Source organism: Arenibacter aquaticus (assembly GCF_003957295.1).
Classification (GTDB): domain Bacteria; phylum Bacteroidota; class Bacteroidia; order Flavobacteriales; family Flavobacteriaceae; genus Arenibacter; species Arenibacter aquaticus.
The window spans coordinates 550778-566930 of record NZ_RQPJ01000001.1; the positions used below are offsets into that span (position 1 = coordinate 550778).

The window sequence follows — 16153 nt, forward strand, 5'->3', positions numbered from 1 at the left end:
TGGTTTTCAGCAATTGTGTATTAAAGAATGTTTACCGTCTATTTTAAATAGCATTTAAGCCTTTTGGCCAAGCACTAGAATGGAAGAGCCATTACCACCACTTTCATTTGTTTAATATTTAGTAATTTTGCCTTCTGGGCATCTTTGACCATAAAGAACACTAACGTATAGATTATCAAATCATTACGTGTATTTTAAAGTATTTCATTCACATAAGGGTAAAACAATAATGAAACCTAAAACTTCCTTAAAAGATATCGCTAAAATTGTGGGAGTCTCCATTCCCCTGGTTTCTTATGTATTAAGTAACAAAGGGAAGGAGAATAGGGTTTCTGAAAAAACAGCCAAGAGGATCAGGGAGGTTGCCAAAGAATTAAACTATCATCCCAATTGGAATGCCAGGAGTCTTAAAACCAATAAAACAAGGACCATTGGGGTAATCGTGGCCGATATTTCCAATCCCTTTTTTTCCAATTTGGCCCGAAATATTGAAGATGAGGCTTTCTCCCAGGACTATACCGTAATATTTGGATCCTCTGATGAAAATGTAGAAAAGTTCAGCAAGGTGCTGGATTTTCTTAAAATGAGGCAGGTAGACGGCTTTATTATTGCCGCGCCGGAAGGATCCAAGGAAATTATTTCCGACCTCAGCAAATTGGGTATCCCCTTCGTATTGATCGATAGGTTTTTCAAAGACCTAAAAACCAACTATGTTACCGTAGACAATTTTAAGGCATCCATGCAGGCCACTAATTATTTGTTAAAAAAAGGCAACAAGAAGATTGGGGCCGTGCTATACGACTCTAGTTTGCACCATTACCAAGAAAGACATCAGGGCTATCTAGAGGCCCTTAAACAAGCAGGGGTGCCCATAGATAAGAGCTGCATAAAAAAAATAGATCACAACTCCTTAAAAACAGAAATGAAAAGGGTGGTAAAAGAACTAGTTGCTGATGCTGGGGCAGATGCCATCTATTTTCATACCAACACTTTGGCAGAGGAGGGTTTAACGCAAATGCTAGCTTTGGACAGGAAGATCCTAAAAAAGGTGGATGTTGTGGTATTTGACCAAAATTCATCCTACAATTTCTTGGAAGACCCTATCCCCTATCTGCATCAACCTATAAAGGAAATTGGTCAAAAAGCATTGCGTATCCTCATAGAACAGATCAAGGAACCAGACCAAGAGCTGGAACAAATATCTTTTGCTACCAGATTGGAGAACAATAGCTTGAAACCCTAATTCAATGAGCGCTCCAATGGCCACTGGGCCTATTAAATTGTCATATGTCTTTTAAAAATAAATGAAAGGATAACTTGCAAAAGTTATTTGTTAATTATGACTAGTAAGAATATGCTATCCTAAGTTGGTTCTTAGTTCCGAAAACCTAATACTGTAAGTCACTATCCGCTATTCCATTCCCTCTAAGAAGGCTTCAAAGTCTGTTCATTTGCCCATCTTCTCCCGTACTTGAGCAGGCATGCCCGTTTTGAATTATTGAAACCTTGGGAAAAATTTAGGTCATGGCATCGATCAAAAAAACCATAGTGAAAAGGGGTTTTTGTTCCTGCATGCGGTAAGCAGGTTTGTTTACTCATGTCTCGTTATTTTCCTAAATATGAATTCATGAACCTCCTGCGTCGATTTCACTTCAAAATGATAATTCCTACATAAAGGAAACACTATCTTTTCCAACAAATTATATCAAGAATTTAAAAATCCTATCAGTAATATTCTCATTGAACGCCCGAACAAAGACTTAAAAATTAATTGAATTGCAATCAACTGATCACCCAGTATAATTGAAGTCAATGCTGCTGTCTCCTAGAGTCCACCTATTACAGGCAGACTCAATAAGACAACATTAACTTACATTACTCGGCATCCAATATCTTAAATAAGGTGATTAGGGAAGTCCTTTACCTCTTCACAGCAAATCTGTTCCATGACCTGTTGTAATTCTGTTTTTAACAGTGAAATGGTATGGTCACCACCTTTGGCGCCCAAGGCTGCCACCCCGTACATAAAGGAACGTCCCATAAAGGTAAATTCTGCCCCACTGGCCATAGTTCTGGCAATATCCGGACCACCTCTTAAGCCACTGTCCATCATTACCTTGATTTGATCTCCATATTTTTCAGCGATTCTTGCCAAAGGTTTAATAGTAGATTCCCCAGCATCCAACTGCCTACCTCCGTGATTGGAGACTATTATACCGTCTAGCCCCAACCTAATGGCACTCTCAGCATCGGCTTCGTTGGCAACCCCTTTGATTACCAATTTTCCTTTCCACATATCCCTGATGGGCTTAATCTTTTCTTCATTCAATCGGCCTGAAAAAGTCTTGTCCATAAACTTTCCAAGTTGCGCCAAATCCAAGCCCTTGGGCATATAGGGTTTTAACGTTTCAAAATTAGGCTGCCCGTGCCTTAGGGTCTGCATGGCCCAGTTGGGCTTGCCCAATATCTGAAGAATATTCTTAACGGACATTTTTGGTGGCATGGCCAAACCGTTCCTAATATCCCTAGGACGGAAACCAAAGGTGGGCACATCGGCGAGAATTACCAATACCGGGCATTCAGCAGCCTCCGCCCTTTTAATTATATCGTCCCTAACACTGTCCTCAGTGGGATGGTAGAGCTGAAACCAAGCCTTCCCCTCCGTAATTTCACTAATCCTCTCTATACTGCTAGTGGTAACAGTACTAAGAATAAAGGGAATATTGTGTTCAAAGGCAGATTTTGCCAATATTTCAGGGGCATTGGGCCACATTAGTCCCTGCAGACCTACAGGTGCTATCCCAAAGGGAGCATCATAGACATGTCCGAACAATTCTGTCTTCATACTAGAGCCAGTATGCTTACTTAAATAATAAGGCAATAGCTCTACTTCCCTAATTTCGGAGGTATTCTTATGTAGGTTTACATCTTCATTGCACCCTCCGTCCAAATATTCAAAGGCAAACTTGGGTATCCTTTGTTTTGCCCTATTCCTTAAATCATCAACAGAAGGATACTTGGTGTTGATCTTAATTTCCTTTTTGTTTTGCTGCATGGCTGCCATGGTCTTAATTATACTTATCTATTATTTTTTCCCTCTATTACACCTCCCCATATCTGCGGAGTTGGTAGTGGAACTTCTTACTCCTTTATCTCAATTTCATTTATGGGCACTCCCAAAATCTCTTTGGACAAAACATCCAAATGCTTTACATCTCCTATAAAATGATAGGTCTGATGCCTATGGGTATCGCGCTCCCCAGATTTTAATGCCAGGGCCGGAGAGGAACTTTCCAGCTCATAAAACGGGCCCAGTTGTCCCCCATCTTCCAAGGGGCCATCATTATAAGCATTTACCGCATCCCCTTTAAAAGGTTGCTCCTGTATTTCCCATAATGAATTTACATAGTCCGTTCTTCCTTCGGGCAAGCTAAATTTGGCTATTGTAAGTACTTTGTTTTTAGCATCATAACTACCCAATACCGGCAGGGCCCGCTCAGGGGAAATCCCAATTTTACCACGCGACTGTCCGTCTGCTTTAAAAAACAATACGCTATCCATTACCTTTAAACGGTCTTGTGAAACCTTCCCAAAGTAGTCATCTGTCACCTTCTTGCCCAACTCGGACCTGCTTCCTTTCTTAAAAGGAATTGTAATAGTGGTCTCATCAGAGGAGTTCAACATACTCAATATCCAAATAGAGGGCATGCCGGTCTCTTTGGTCCAGTCTTGGCTCCCAATATTGGTTATGCTGTTTTCTGAGGCAAACCCTACCATGCTTACCCCATCAGGGATTAGAACCCCCAACTCCTCTGATGCCTGGTCTTTCCCTATAAGTGAAATGGTTCTTTGCACCAATAGGTTAAAAATGGTACCGGAGTAATTCTCCAACTTCATTTCCCTCTCAAATCGGGCCTCCTCTTTTGTACTGCCTACTAGGGAAAATGGCTCTGTATCCAATTCCTTGGGTACATACCAATCCTGGAATTCAAACCGGGCACCCTTTTTAAAATAAAGGGAAAACTGCCCTCCTTCGGGGCCCAGCCAAAATCGCTCCTCACCACCGGTAGGGTTAAAATGCTCTTTGCTTTCTCCGGAAGCGATTAAATCGTAATTTATCCAACCAAAACTCTGTCCGTCATCGCCCCCTGCCGTACTGGTCATAACACGGCCCTGAAGTTCCGGGGAAACCAATACACTGGACACACCATTTTCCAGAACTACCAAATCCTTGTAATGCCCGGACAAAAAAGCCTTATCATAGCCAAAAGAACCTTTCTTATAAACAACCTTCTGTTCTGTCTCCGAACCTTTGGGCTGCCCCTTGTCCGTTTTACAGCCCACTAGGGAAAGTGCCATAAAAAGTACTATAAAGGAATTGTGGATCCTTATATTCCGTAAACTAACGCTACACTTTTCCATTATATATCGTTTTTGGTTTACCCCTTTATACATTAAAGCTGAAAAACCTTTTCCATTAGCATCCACTTCTCACCTGGTTTTGCAAATGGAAGTGGCTTTTGGTAATTAAGCATCAATTCTTCCCATTTCTCGTTCTCTGGGTATTTTGCATCAATTTCGGCCTTTTTCTCAAAAGAAAAATTATCATCAACATACATGATCATAAAGAGTCTGTTCCTTACCCTATATATCGCCATATCCTGAATTCCTGATTCCTTAAGGCTTTGGAGTACTTCTGGCCATACCTCTTTGTGATAATCATCATACGCTTTTATTAACTCCGGATCATCTTTAAGATCCAATGCCAAACAATGTCTTTTCATTTTTATTAATATTTGGTTACTATTTGTGGTTAACTATTAAGATTGTAATTCGTATTTCTTAAATACACGCAGTCCGTACCAGGCGATATAAACAAAGCAGGCCAAGGGCAGGATAAAAGAAAAATTAACTTCAGGAACTCCCATGATCTGTATATCGTTTACGGCATTTCCTCCGGCATCTATGATCATACCTTGTAATTTTGGCATTAGCGCTCCTCCTACAATGGCCATCACAAGGCCTGCAGCCCCAATTTTAGATTCTTCCTCATTGAGTCCGTTTAAAGCGATACCATAAATTGTTGGGAACATTAGCGACATAAAAAAAGTAATCCCTACTAGGCAGTACAGTCCTATCATACCCTCTATATAAATAGTACCCAAACAACAAAGAACTGCAAAAATGGCGAAGTACATCAGCAACTTCCCTGGGCTCATAAACCTTAGCATATAGGTACCTATGGCCCTACCCACAAGAAATAGTATAAAAGCAGCAAATTGATAGGTGGCAGCATCCTCACTAGACATCCCAATGGCTTCGGCATACTGATAAATATACGTCCAGCACATGATTTGGGCACCTACATAAAAAATCTGGGCCACAACACCCAGCACATATTTCTTGTTCTTGAACAAGCCACTAAAGGTATCCCCTAAGCTGGGTATGCCTCCTTCATCCCTGGCCTGTGGCATCTTGCTTATGACAATCAAAACAAAAACAGCAAGTATAACCAGTCCCAAAATTACATAGGGATCCCTAATTACCATTAGGTCGGTAGTCCTGATAAGCGCTTTTTTTGTCTCTGCCAGTGCGGAATAATTCTCAATATCGTCCGACTGTAATTTTTTGAGTACAAATTGTTGGGCCACCAACAAACCAAGTAAAAGTCCGACCGGATTAAAGGCTTGGGCCAAATTAAGACGTTGGGTGGCCGTTTCCGGGGAACCCATGGCCAAAATATAAGGATTGGCCGTTGTTTCCAAGAAAGCCAGTCCGAAGGTAAGCACATAAAGCCCCAAACAGAAAAACCAAAACTGTTCCGTAATAGCGGCAGGATAAAACAATAAGGCTCCCCCCGCGTAGAGGGCCAAACCAATTAACACACCCACCTTATAGGAGTACTTACGTACAAATAGGGCTGCTGGCAAGGCCATACAGAAATAGCCCCCGTAAAATGCCATTTGCACCCAGGCTGCCTGAGAATTGGATAGCTCCAAAACTTTTTTAAAGGCCTGTACCATAGGATCGGTAACGGCATTTGCAAAGCCCCAAAGGGCAAATAGAGAGGTAATTAAAATAAATGGAATAAGTACCTTTTTGGATACTACTGCTTGTGAATGGTCTTTCATTTTATTGTTGATTATTGATTTTTTACTGAATGATATGTTTATAGGGTTTGATTAAGAAATTGAGCGATCAAGGTGTGTATACCCTCCATCTACAAAGAGTAATTGCCCTGTTGTGTGACTGGATTTTTCTGATAGCAGAAAGGCAACGGTATTGGCAATTTCCCTTGCCGTTGTCATGCGTTGACCCAATGGGATTTTATCGGTTATACTCTTCAATTTTGCTTCCGGGTCATCAAAGGTTTTTATCCACCGGTCATATAAAGGGGTATAACATTCGGCCACTATAACGGCATTGACCCTAATATTATACGGTAGCAATTCCAATGCCCATTCTCGGGTAACGGCATTTCGCCCTCCATTGGCCGCGGCGTAACCCGATGTACCTCCCTGTCCGGTCACAGAGGTCTTGGATCCTATATTTACAATGGCACCTTTATTTTTTTTAAGCTCCGGTAAGGCGTAATGGGCCATTAAATAATAATGGGTGAGGTTGCGGTTTATAGATCGCAGGAATTCCTCGTAATTCCCATTCTCCAATCCAACCCCATCATTAATCCCAGCATTGTTGACCACTCCGTCTATTCTTCCAAACTTTTTAATGGCACTTTCAACAGCCAATCTACATTGCTCGGGATCGGTAAGTTCTGCCGTAGCAAAAGAGGCTTTGCCACCACTTTTCTCTATGGCTGCCACCACCTCGAGCATACTTTTTCTATCTCTTCCCACCACCACGGGAATAGCGCCTTCCTCTGCCAAAACCGTGCTGATTCCATGTCCAATGCCTTTGGAACCTCCAGTTACCAATATTACCTTATCCTTAAGTTGTAAATCCATGATATTACTTTAATTATTTTTTTACTCAACATAAAAGGCACTCAGATTTTTGATCTGTGCAACCCCATCCGAAGCCATTATTTTAATCCGCAATCTACTTAATTTTACCTTATCAAATTGCGCTATTCTCTTATTACCTATACTCTTCCCTTTTGTTAGAGTCTGCCAACGCCCCTCTCTAAAACCTTCGATCTGATATTCCCTAATACGCTCCCCTTTAGCAATATCCTCCTGCACTATCACATGATTTATGTCTGTGGGCTCTTTAAAGCGCAATTCAACCTTATTGCCCTCACCGGCCGTACTGGCCACAGGGTTGGAAAATCTTCTTTTTATCTCCATACCCCATTCCTTTAATCGTTGCACATCGGGTTCTGGTAAGAGTCCGTCCGGATCCGGGGTAAGCCCCATGATCAGGGTGGCATTCCTCCCCACCGATTTATAGTACATCTCCATTAAATTTTTCACGGGAAATATATGGGCCTCATCGCCTGGTTCCCAAAACCACTCATGGCGACCATTATAACCTCTTAACGGGGCATCGGCCATTGCAGGTACCCAAAATTTACCATTTACGTCCCCTTCCTTTAACAATTGGAAATTATTCTTGGCTATATTCTTTTTGGCACTCTCCCCGGCCCCGGTAGCCCTATACGGGAAGGTAGACCAATTGGGGTAGGCCACGGTTCCGGATTCGGATCCGCCCCATCGGGCTTCTGCCAATTGTCCATTGTGATAAAACAAGCAATTGGGCTGATATTGACGTACAATTGGCAATACGTCCGGAGCTCCATTTTTGGGATGGTCTGCACCGCCATCGAACCAAATTTCAAATAACTCCCCGTAATTGGTGCAAATTTCCTTGACCATTGCCTCTACCATCTTATTGTACCATTCTTGACGGTTTTCCTTAAATGCGCCCTCTCCATTCACCTTAAAATCATGCACCCCTAGAAATGAATTCCACCTAATCCCCAGATAGATTCCTGGTTTAACACCATACTTTCTACAAGAAGCCACAAAATCTGCCACCACATCCCCTTTTCCGTCTTTCCAGTCCAAGGCCTTAACACTGTACGGATTTACCTTAGATTGAAACAAAGCAAATCCCGTCTCATGGGTGGCCGTTATAATAGCAAACTTGGCTCCGGCTGCTTTGGCAGCCTTTACCCATTGGTCTGTATCCAGTTTTGTTGGGTTAAAAATCTGATAGTCCTCCACTGGATCTATCCTATTATTTCCCTGCCCATATTTAATCCCGTCAAATACGTGAAGATCATAGTGAAAGACCACCCCTAGCTCTGCCTCCTGCCATGCCAATTGCCTCTTATTGGGCAAGGGGACTTTATTTTCGGCTATTGGAATAAATACATTATAGGAATCATTGCCCTTCTTAACGGCTACGGACAATACTTTGGGTATGCCATCCTCTTGGTAAACGAAGGGTCGTTCCATCCTATCCGGCTCCAGGGTTGTCCCATCTTCCATTAAAATTTCTTTATTCTTGAGAACAAATTCATTGGCTTTTTCCCAGTCGGTTCCGTTTTTTGAGGTCACAAGACCTATATAGTTATGAGCATGAAAAACGCCATAAAATCTGTCCCTATTTTTATCGTACCAAACCGACATATCTTCGGTATCCAAATAATCTATTACCGGTTTCTCTTGAATTTCAAAGGGTCCGTCCGGATGTTGGGAAACGCCCACCGCTTGGTTCCTTATAAACCGCGTTTCATTGGGCTTATCGCCTTTTACAATCAAATAGTATTTACCATCCTTGCCCCTGTCTACTGCCGGATTTACGGTAAGCGTTGTAATGGGTCCTGACGGCTCAACCAATGGCATATCCGTTCTGGACCATGGTCCGTTTAGGCTATTGGCCACGGCCACTCCTGTACGCTGGTTGGGACGTAAAGTTTTCCAATTGGGATGAGTATATCCGGTATGGGCAATTTCCATCAAATCCTCCTCTGTATAATCCTCCCCGCCCATATTGGTGGCTATATAATACAAATAGTACTTGCCCTCAAAATACTTTATTTTTGGGTTATGGGCCGTAATGGCATCCCAGAATCCCTTGCCCCTGCCTTTTAATACCGTTTCTTGGTATTTCCAAGGTCCCAACGGGCTTTTGGCGGTAGCATGGGCTATTTCCGAATGGGTAAGCCAGCCATGGAAACTGTATTCTTTTTTCCATCGGGAGTAAAAGAGATGGTATTTATTATTTCTTTCCTTAATGATGGAACCTCCCCAATTGTAGTATCCCTCCGTTTTAAAAACATGCTGTTGGGACACAGCCTTAAAATTATCAAACAAATACAAATCGTCCTCCCCTATTTGGGCATGGGCAACGAGTAGACTAAAGCAAAAGAGGAAGAAAAATCTTTGTTTCATTTCCATATTACATATTATAAGAATTCAACACCTCATCAGGATAGGGAATTTGCTCGCCGGTATCTTTCCTTGCCGGTATCTGCGCCTCCACTTTTCGCAAATAGTCCGATAGTATTTTTGCCAATTCCCATGCTTTTGCCGGCTGCTCGTTCATCAAATTCTTGGTCTCCCCTATATCTTCCTTAATATTGAACAATTCCATACTGCTATCCTTGTAATAGTAGATCAATTTCCAATCCCCCAGCCTAGTACTACTAGAAGCTCCTATTCCCGGCCCTGAAGGACCCCACTCGTTGGGGTAATGCCAAAACAAGGGCCTTTTGTCATCATTGCTTTTCCCGGAAAGCAGCGGCAAAAAACTAACCCCGTCCAATTGCTGTACCGTTTTATGATCTTTAATGCCGGCCATTTCCAAAATGGAAGGGTAAAAATCCTCTATTATCAGTTGTTGATCGGTCACCGAACCGGGTTTGGTTATACCGGGCCATTTCACTAGCATAGGCTCCCTAACTCCCCCTTCATGGGCAGAGCCCTTACCACTACTAAGTGGTTTGTTATGGGTATGCCTTTCCCCTCCCCTGGCCACTGCACTTAGTCCTCCATTATCGGACATAAAAAGGATAATGGTATTGTCCGAAATCTTTTTGTCATCCAGATAATCCAAGACATCGCCCAAACTCTTATCCATTCCCTCTACTAAGGAGGCATACTTGGCTTCCGTGGAATCCATACCTTTGTCATAGTATTTCTGCACAAATCGCTCATCGGCCATTATAGGCGTATGAACCGCGTAATGTGCCATGTACAAAAAGAAGGGCTTCCTCTTTTCCAAGGCTGAATCCATTGCCAATTTAGCCTCTTGGGTAATGGCTTCGGTCAGAAATATATCCTTACCGTGATATTTTTCCAATCCAGGTACCGCCCATACTTTTCTTTTTTCCAAACCATTGCCAAAATTTTCGCTGCCCAGATAACTCCCGGGTGCCCCTGCCGCGTGACCGGCAATATTTACTTCAAAACCTAGGTTGATCGGGTCGGCCCCAGGGGTACCTATAGCACCAAAATGAGCCTTTCCGGCATGAATGGTGTAAAAGCCCGCCTCTTTCAATAGCTGTGGCAAGGGGGTGGCATGTACCGACTTATCTATACCTGCGACCGGACTCAATCCGTTTACGTTCCACTCCGGAAAGGCAAGGGTCTTGTGATTGGTTTCCATGGGCTGTAGCCTATCCTTGTATAGGGTCCAATTGGTTACCCTGTGGCGCGCCGCATTCATTCCTGTCATAAGACTTACCCGTGTGGGCGAACAAACAGCGGTAGCGTATGCTTGGGTAAATTTCATCCCCTCCTTTGCCAAACGCTCCATATTTGGGGTCTGATAAAGGTCGTTATAAGTAGTTCTTTGTGTCCAAAAAGGAACCGAGGTATCTTGCCATCCCATGTCATCCACAAAAAACAATACTATGTTTGGGGGAGTGGACGGCCCGTCATTCTTGGGCCCCTCCTTTTCTTTACAGCCAGTAAACAACAAGGCCAGAAATGCCAACCTCAACATAATATTTTTCATAGTTGTACCTTTATTCATGGGTTAATTTAATTACTCTCTATTACTGCTCCATCCTCGCGGTAGAGATCTACCTCTCCATCTAGTAAAACGGCCAATACCGTCATGTTTTCATCCAGTACATGGTCCGGTACTTTTATATAGTTTATTCCTGGATAGTGGCTCCAGAACACTTTGCCTATGACCTGGTGCGATAACTTGGTCCCCTCACCAACGACCCATATGCGATTGATCCTATTTTTTAGTCCGCGTACAACCACTTCTCCATTGGGATTGCCCTTTACAAAAAGATAGAGGATCTTCTTGTCTTTGGACAGGGTAGTAGGGCCGTAGAAATGCTCTTTCGGTATTCCGGAGCGGGTTCCGTAGATGGCTTCCTTGTGTTTATTGGTCCAACGTCCCAGCCCTTCCAGCACCGCTACCTGTTCCTCAGGAATACTACCATCGCCCTTTGGACCTATATCAAGTAAAAGATTGCCTCCATTTCCAATTACATCGGCAAAAATGCCAATGACTTGATCGGTTGTCTTATAGTTGTGATCATTTTTTTGATACCCCCAAGAGTCGTTCATGGTAAGACACAACTCCCAGTACTTGTTCTCAGGTCTAGTGATGGGCATTCCTTGTTCCGGAGTGGCGTAATCCCCCTGATCATTTAATCGGGAATTAAGAATTGTATTGGGGTTCCTATCCAAGAGCATCTCCCTTACTTTAGGAGCTTGCCACTCTTGAGAACTGTGTTCCCAATCCCCATCAAACCAATATAGGTCTGGGTTATATCTGTCTGAAAGCTCCTTTAACTGGCCTTGGTAATATTTTAAATATTTGTTCCATCTTTTGGGTTCATCAGCCGCCTTGTACCTAACGGAGTCCCTGGTAAAATGCGTATAGTCTGCATAGGACCAATCTGGTAATGAAAAATAGATTCCTACCTTTAATTTTCGTTGGCGTAAGGCCGATACAAAGGGGCTTAGCACATCCTGCTTGGCAGCTGCCGCTTCCACGGCATTAAAATCCCCATACTTAGTATCCCATAGGGCAAATCCGTCATGGTGCTTTGAAGTAATTACGGAATATTTGGCTCCGCTGCGTTCTATTAAATCTGCCCAAGCCTGTGGATCATATTTTTTAGCCGTGAATCCCTTGGTCTGCTTTAAATAATCCTCATGTGAGATATAACCATTGTAAAAAGACCAAGATTCATCTATACCATTAACGGCATACAGCCCCCAATGGATAAACACACCCAATTTGGCATCTTTGAACCATTGCATTTTCTGTTCATTGTGCATAATGCTGTCCGCCGGCTGATCTTGGGCCAGACTTACGGAGATGGTCAAAAGAAAAATTGAGGTAAGCAGTTTTTTCATGTAGATAAATATGTATTAATTAAAAATAATGTTTGCATCCAGGTGTTAATCAACTTTTTCCAATTTGGCATTCAGCCAGGTCTTTTGGTCCTTTTTCAAGTGTATCTCGGTATTGATATCCCCATACACCAATGGTACCTCTGTATCGTTTTTAGCCAGCAACCCTACTTTTTCCAAATTACCGTCCTTCCATTCCAAATCCACGGTTATATTTCCACGGGCAACCAAACCATTGATGGCTCCAGACCCCCAGTTTGCCGGTAAGGCAGGCAACAGCCTAAGAAAACCTTCATGTGACTGTAGCAAAAGCTCAGCCACCCCTGCGGTATACCCAAAATTACCGTCTATTTGAAATGGAGGATGCTCATCAAATAAATTATCCGCTATGGAAATCTGCATCAATTTATTGATATTCTCTTGTGCAGATTTGGCATCCAGTAACCGGGCATTGAAGTTGATCATCCAAGCCCTGCTCCATCCTGTTCCGGCTCCCCCGTGCTGCAGTCGGAAATCGATCGTCTTTTGAGCTGCAGCAAGAGCTTCCTTGTCCTTGGAGGTTATGGCATCACCTGGGTGCAAAGCGTAAAGATGTGACATATGCCGATGTCCTTTTTCCGGTTCTTCATAGTCCTGGTTCCACTCCAAGATCCTACCATCCTTCCCAATAAGAACTCCCGGATAAAGATCTTCCAATTTAGTGTTCACCTCCTTAACAAAGCCATCATTTATCCCCAAAACTTTGGCAGCCTCCAAGGTATTTTCAAAAACTTCAGCTATAATCTGATGTCCCATGGCAGCCCCAAAGGACATGGCCGCCGGATTTCCGTCTGCCGACAAATAGGAGTTTTCGGGCGACATTTCTGGATAGGAGATCCATTTCCCACTATTTTCGTCCTTCTGAAGCCAGTCCAAATAGAACTCGCTTATTGATTTTAAATAGGGATAGGCACGCTCTTGTAGAAACAACTTGTCATGGGTAAACCTATAATGTTCCCAATAGTGCTGTGCCAACCACCCGCCACCATGGATCCAAGCCCCCCAATAGGGCATATCGGCACGCATCCATGGCGCAGCCCACAGATCCGTAGCGTGATGCATTACGGCTCCACGATCAATACCGTATTGTTCCTTTGCAGTAATTTTTCCCCGTTCCAGCAAACGGTCCCCAAAATCGAATAGAGGCATATGAAGTTCAGAGAGGTTGGCCACTTCCGCTGGCCAATAATTCATTTGCAGGTTGATATTAAGATGATAATCCGCATTCCAGGGAGCCTCAATATGCTGATTCCAAATACCCTGAAGATTGGCCGGATTGGTACCTGGCCGGGAAGAGGATATCAACAAATAACGGCCGTATTGAAATAATTTTACTGCCAAATCAGCATCCTCATCACCATCTTTTATTCTTTTTAATCTAGCATCTGTAGGAAGGGAGTCCAATTCATTGCCTCCTAGCTCAAAGGAAACCCGGTCATACAAGGCGGAATAATCCGCAATATGTTTTTCCAAAATTCCAGAAAAGCTTTGACCTTCCAGGCTTTTTAAACTTTTGTCATTTTTGGCAACATAATCATCCGAATAATAGGAAGTATTACATACAATATAAATTGTGGCCTCCTTGACTCCCTCCAAGGATAGGGACCCATTCACGGCCCTGACTTGACCAGTTGCATTTACAACCTTTAGCCTGGTCTCAAATTTAACGCCATAATCTATCTCCAATGGTTGGGCATCTTTTTTTCCTCCATATTGGGTTACCATTCCCATCATACTGATCTCCGAATCAGAGGGGTTGGAGGTGGTTATAGTTTTATGACCGTGATCTTCCGGACGGTCCAACCTTAGATCAAAATCCATTCCTCCTTTGGCCGTTGTGCTCAAATTAATTACCAGAACGTCGTCTACTTTGGAAGCAAAAACTTTTTCGGAATAATTATCACCCTTACTGGTATAATCAACTTCTACCAAGGCATTGTTTAAGTCCAATGATCTTTTGTAATCTTCAACCTTTTTATCTTCTTTAAAATCGATAAATAAGTCTCCCATTGTCTGATGCGACCTTATCACGGTCTTATAAGAAAACCTGTCCATGTATTGGGCATCAACCTCATGGGCCTTGCCTTCTCTCAATAATGCCCTAAAATGCTCCAGATCCTCCACACTGCCCCTGGAATTGCCCCAATCCGGACCTCCGGGCCACATAGAATCTTCATTGAGCTGTATCCGTTCGTTTTGTGGGTCGCCAAAGACCATAGCCCCCAAGCGGCCATTACCTACAGGCAAGGCCTCCATCCATTTGCTGGCTGGTTGTGCATACCATAGCTCATTGGATATCCGTGTCCTTTGTTGTTGCTGACAACCAAAAAATGTTAGTCCAAGAAGTGCTATTATAAATATCCTGACCTGCTTCATTTCCAAATTTTTATTGCTGTTTTAACTCCCAATCATCTGTTCTAAAAGCGGATACCGGCAAACCTTCCACATTGTATAGATTTGGCAGGGCACCATTGGTAAAGGCAAACCTAACCGCTACTGGTTTTTTAACCTTGGAGGAGGAAACCACCACCGTACTACCACTAATTTTGGCCTTAGCAGGGTAAAATACCTGATCTTCTCCTGCAATATAAAATTCGCGCAATTCCTTTCCCTCTTTCATTAATCCCTTGTCGGCATGATTAAATTGAAGTACTATTTTTTTATTCTTTATTTCCATGGACTCGTAGACTGGTCCTGAATATTGCAGCCCCTCTTTTCCATAAGTTTTACCCAAGGCCCATAGCCCCAATCGATGCCCTACATCTTGCTTGTTCGTAGGGTGTATATTTTCTAAATTCCCAATGTCATTGGTGACTACCATACCCGTGTTGGCTACATTTTTCATAGTATACAACTGCGCGTCCCTGACATGGGCCGCATCGGTACCAAAGGGATCGTCATATTTATACGGGGCTATCTGCACAAAATAGAAGGGCAGATCCTTGCCCCATTCTTCTCGCCATGATTTGATCATTAAGGGAAAAGACGTAAAATAAGATTTAGGATTCACTCTGTTAGACTCTCCTTGGTACCAAATAAAACCGGCTATATCAAATTTGGTTATTGGGTGTATCATGGCATTATAGGCCAGACCAGCATTAGTAGGCCACCAGGCAACTTCGTTGAGTTTTTTAGCAGCTTCTTTTAATTCCACATTTTCGGTAATCAATTCTTTTTTCAACCAGACTTCCACTGGCGTACCTCCCCAACTGGAATTAATAACACCTACAGGGACTTTTAAGTTTTGGTGTAATTCCCTACCAAAAAAATAAGCCACAGAACTAAACTTCTTCATGGTTTCAGGTGTACAGACCTCCCATTTTCCTTTTAGTTGATCCTGGGGAGTATCGGATATCTGCTGTGCTACTTGAAAAAAGCGTATCTCTGGATAGTTTGCATTTTCTATTTCCTCTTCAACATTATCCAATCCATTTTTTGGGGTCCACTGCATATTACTTTGCCCAGATCCCAACCAAACTTCACCAATAAGAACATTTTTGAGCTCCAATTTTTCGTGACCTTCCACCACCACGGTATAGGTGCCTCCGGCCTTGGGTGTTGGCAATTGTAGGGACCATACCCCTTGAAAAGCCTTGGTGGTCACTTTTTCATTGTTCCAAGTCCCATAAACTGTAATCTCCTCACTGGTAGCGGTAGTCCACCCCCAAATGGTAACATCTGATTCTTGTTGCAGCACCATATTATCGGAAAGTATGGAAGGAAGCCAAATTTCTCCATAAGAATTGACAACGGACAGAAAGAGCAATAATCCCAATAATTTTTTCATCTAAATAAATTTTATAGTTTTTAAGCCTCAAAGCATT

The 16153-nt window shown here is 42.8% G+C and carries 11 protein-coding genes; 1 reads left to right on the forward strand and 10 read right to left on the reverse strand.

Translation table 11 applies throughout. The features are described from left to right. Nucleotides 1-229 precede the first annotated feature (229 nt). Nucleotides 230-1243, forward strand: a complete 1014-nt coding sequence (locus EHW67_RS02130; protein ID WP_126160692.1) for a LacI family DNA-binding transcriptional regulator — start codon at nucleotides 230-232, stop codon at nucleotides 1241-1243. Nucleotides 1244-1894: 651 nt separating this feature from the next. On the opposite strand, the gene EHW67_RS02135 is transcribed toward EHW67_RS02130, so the two are convergent. The 10 genes from EHW67_RS02135 to EHW67_RS02180 form a co-directional block, all read right to left on the reverse strand. Further along, nucleotides 1895-3055: an alpha-hydroxy acid oxidase gene (locus EHW67_RS02135; protein ID WP_126160693.1), complete on the reverse strand. Its 1161-nt coding sequence runs from the start codon at nucleotides 3053-3055 to the stop codon at nucleotides 1895-1897. Between the two features lie 86 nt (nucleotides 3056-3141). After that, the gene (locus tag EHW67_RS02140) at nucleotides 3142-4422 is read right to left on the reverse strand and encodes a DUF6786 family protein (RefSeq protein WP_202911894.1); all 1281 of its coding nucleotides are present in this window, start codon (nucleotides 4420-4422) and stop codon (nucleotides 3142-3144) included. 32 nt (nucleotides 4423-4454) lie between these two features. After that, nucleotides 4455-4784, reverse strand: a complete 330-nt coding sequence (locus EHW67_RS02145) for an L-rhamnose mutarotase (RefSeq protein WP_126160694.1) — start codon at nucleotides 4782-4784, stop codon at nucleotides 4455-4457. Between the two features lie 36 nt (nucleotides 4785-4820). Continuing rightward, the gene (fucP, locus tag EHW67_RS02150) at nucleotides 4821-6131 is read right to left on the reverse strand and encodes an L-fucose:H+ symporter permease (RefSeq protein ID WP_126160695.1); all 1311 of its coding nucleotides are present in this window, start codon (nucleotides 6129-6131) and stop codon (nucleotides 4821-4823) included. A gap of 51 nt (nucleotides 6132-6182) precedes the next feature. Further along, nucleotides 6183-6965, reverse strand: coding sequence for an L-fucose dehydrogenase (locus EHW67_RS02155; RefSeq protein WP_126160696.1), 783 nt, complete (start codon nucleotides 6963-6965; stop codon nucleotides 6183-6185). Nucleotides 6966-6986: 21 nt separating this feature from the next. Further along, nucleotides 6987-9359, reverse strand: coding sequence for an alpha-L-fucosidase (locus tag EHW67_RS20630; protein ID WP_238389820.1), 2373 nt, complete (start codon nucleotides 9357-9359; stop codon nucleotides 6987-6989). 7 nt (nucleotides 9360-9366) lie between these two features. Beyond that, entirely contained in the window at nucleotides 9367-10926 is a 1560-nt protein-coding gene (locus tag EHW67_RS02165) for a sulfatase (protein WP_126160697.1), read from the reverse strand. A gap of 26 nt (nucleotides 10927-10952) precedes the next feature. Then, on the reverse strand, nucleotides 10953-12293 hold the full coding sequence (locus EHW67_RS02170; protein WP_126160698.1) for an alpha-L-fucosidase: 1341 nt from the start codon (nucleotides 12291-12293) through the stop codon (nucleotides 10953-10955). A gap of 45 nt (nucleotides 12294-12338) precedes the next feature. After that, entirely contained in the window at nucleotides 12339-14705 is a 2367-nt protein-coding gene (locus EHW67_RS02175) for a glycoside hydrolase family 95 protein (protein WP_126160699.1), read from the reverse strand. 10 nt (nucleotides 14706-14715) lie between these two features. Further along, entirely contained in the window at nucleotides 14716-16116 is a 1401-nt protein-coding gene (locus EHW67_RS02180; protein ID WP_126160700.1) for a sialate O-acetylesterase, read from the reverse strand. Nucleotides 16117-16153 lie beyond the last annotated feature (37 nt).

Coding starts and splice junctions, on each gene's coding strand:
- EHW67_RS02130 (WP_126160692.1), top strand. CDS start 230: ATGAAACCTAAAACTTCCTTAAAAGATATCGCTAAAATTGTGGGAGTC.
- EHW67_RS02135 (WP_126160693.1), bottom strand. CDS start 3,055: ATGCAGCAAAACAAAAAGGAAATTAAGATCAACACCAAGTATCCTTCT.
- EHW67_RS02140 (WP_202911894.1), bottom strand. CDS start 4,422: ATGGAAAAGTGTAGCGTTAGTTTACGGAATATAAGGATCCACAATTCC.
- EHW67_RS02145 (WP_126160694.1), bottom strand. CDS start 4,784: ATGAAAAGACATTGTTTGGCATTGGATCTTAAAGATGATCCGGAGTTA.
- fucP (WP_126160695.1), bottom strand. CDS start 6,131: ATGAAAGACCATTCACAAGCAGTAGTATCCAAAAAGGTACTTATTCCA.
- EHW67_RS02155 (WP_126160696.1), bottom strand. CDS start 6,965: ATGGATTTACAACTTAAGGATAAGGTAATATTGGTAACTGGAGGTTCC.
- EHW67_RS20630 (WP_238389820.1), bottom strand. CDS start 9,359: ATGAAACAAAGATTTTTCTTCCTCTTTTGCTTTAGTCTACTCGTTGCC.
- EHW67_RS02165 (WP_126160697.1), bottom strand. CDS start 10,926: ATGAAAAATATTATGTTGAGGTTGGCATTTCTGGCCTTGTTGTTTACT.
- EHW67_RS02170 (WP_126160698.1), bottom strand. CDS start 12,293: ATGAAAAAACTGCTTACCTCAATTTTTCTTTTGACCATCTCCGTAAGT.
- EHW67_RS02175 (WP_126160699.1), bottom strand. CDS start 14,705: ATGAAGCAGGTCAGGATATTTATAATAGCACTTCTTGGACTAACATTT.
- EHW67_RS02180 (WP_126160700.1), bottom strand. CDS start 16,116: ATGAAAAAATTATTGGGATTATTGCTCTTTCTGTCCGTTGTCAATTCT.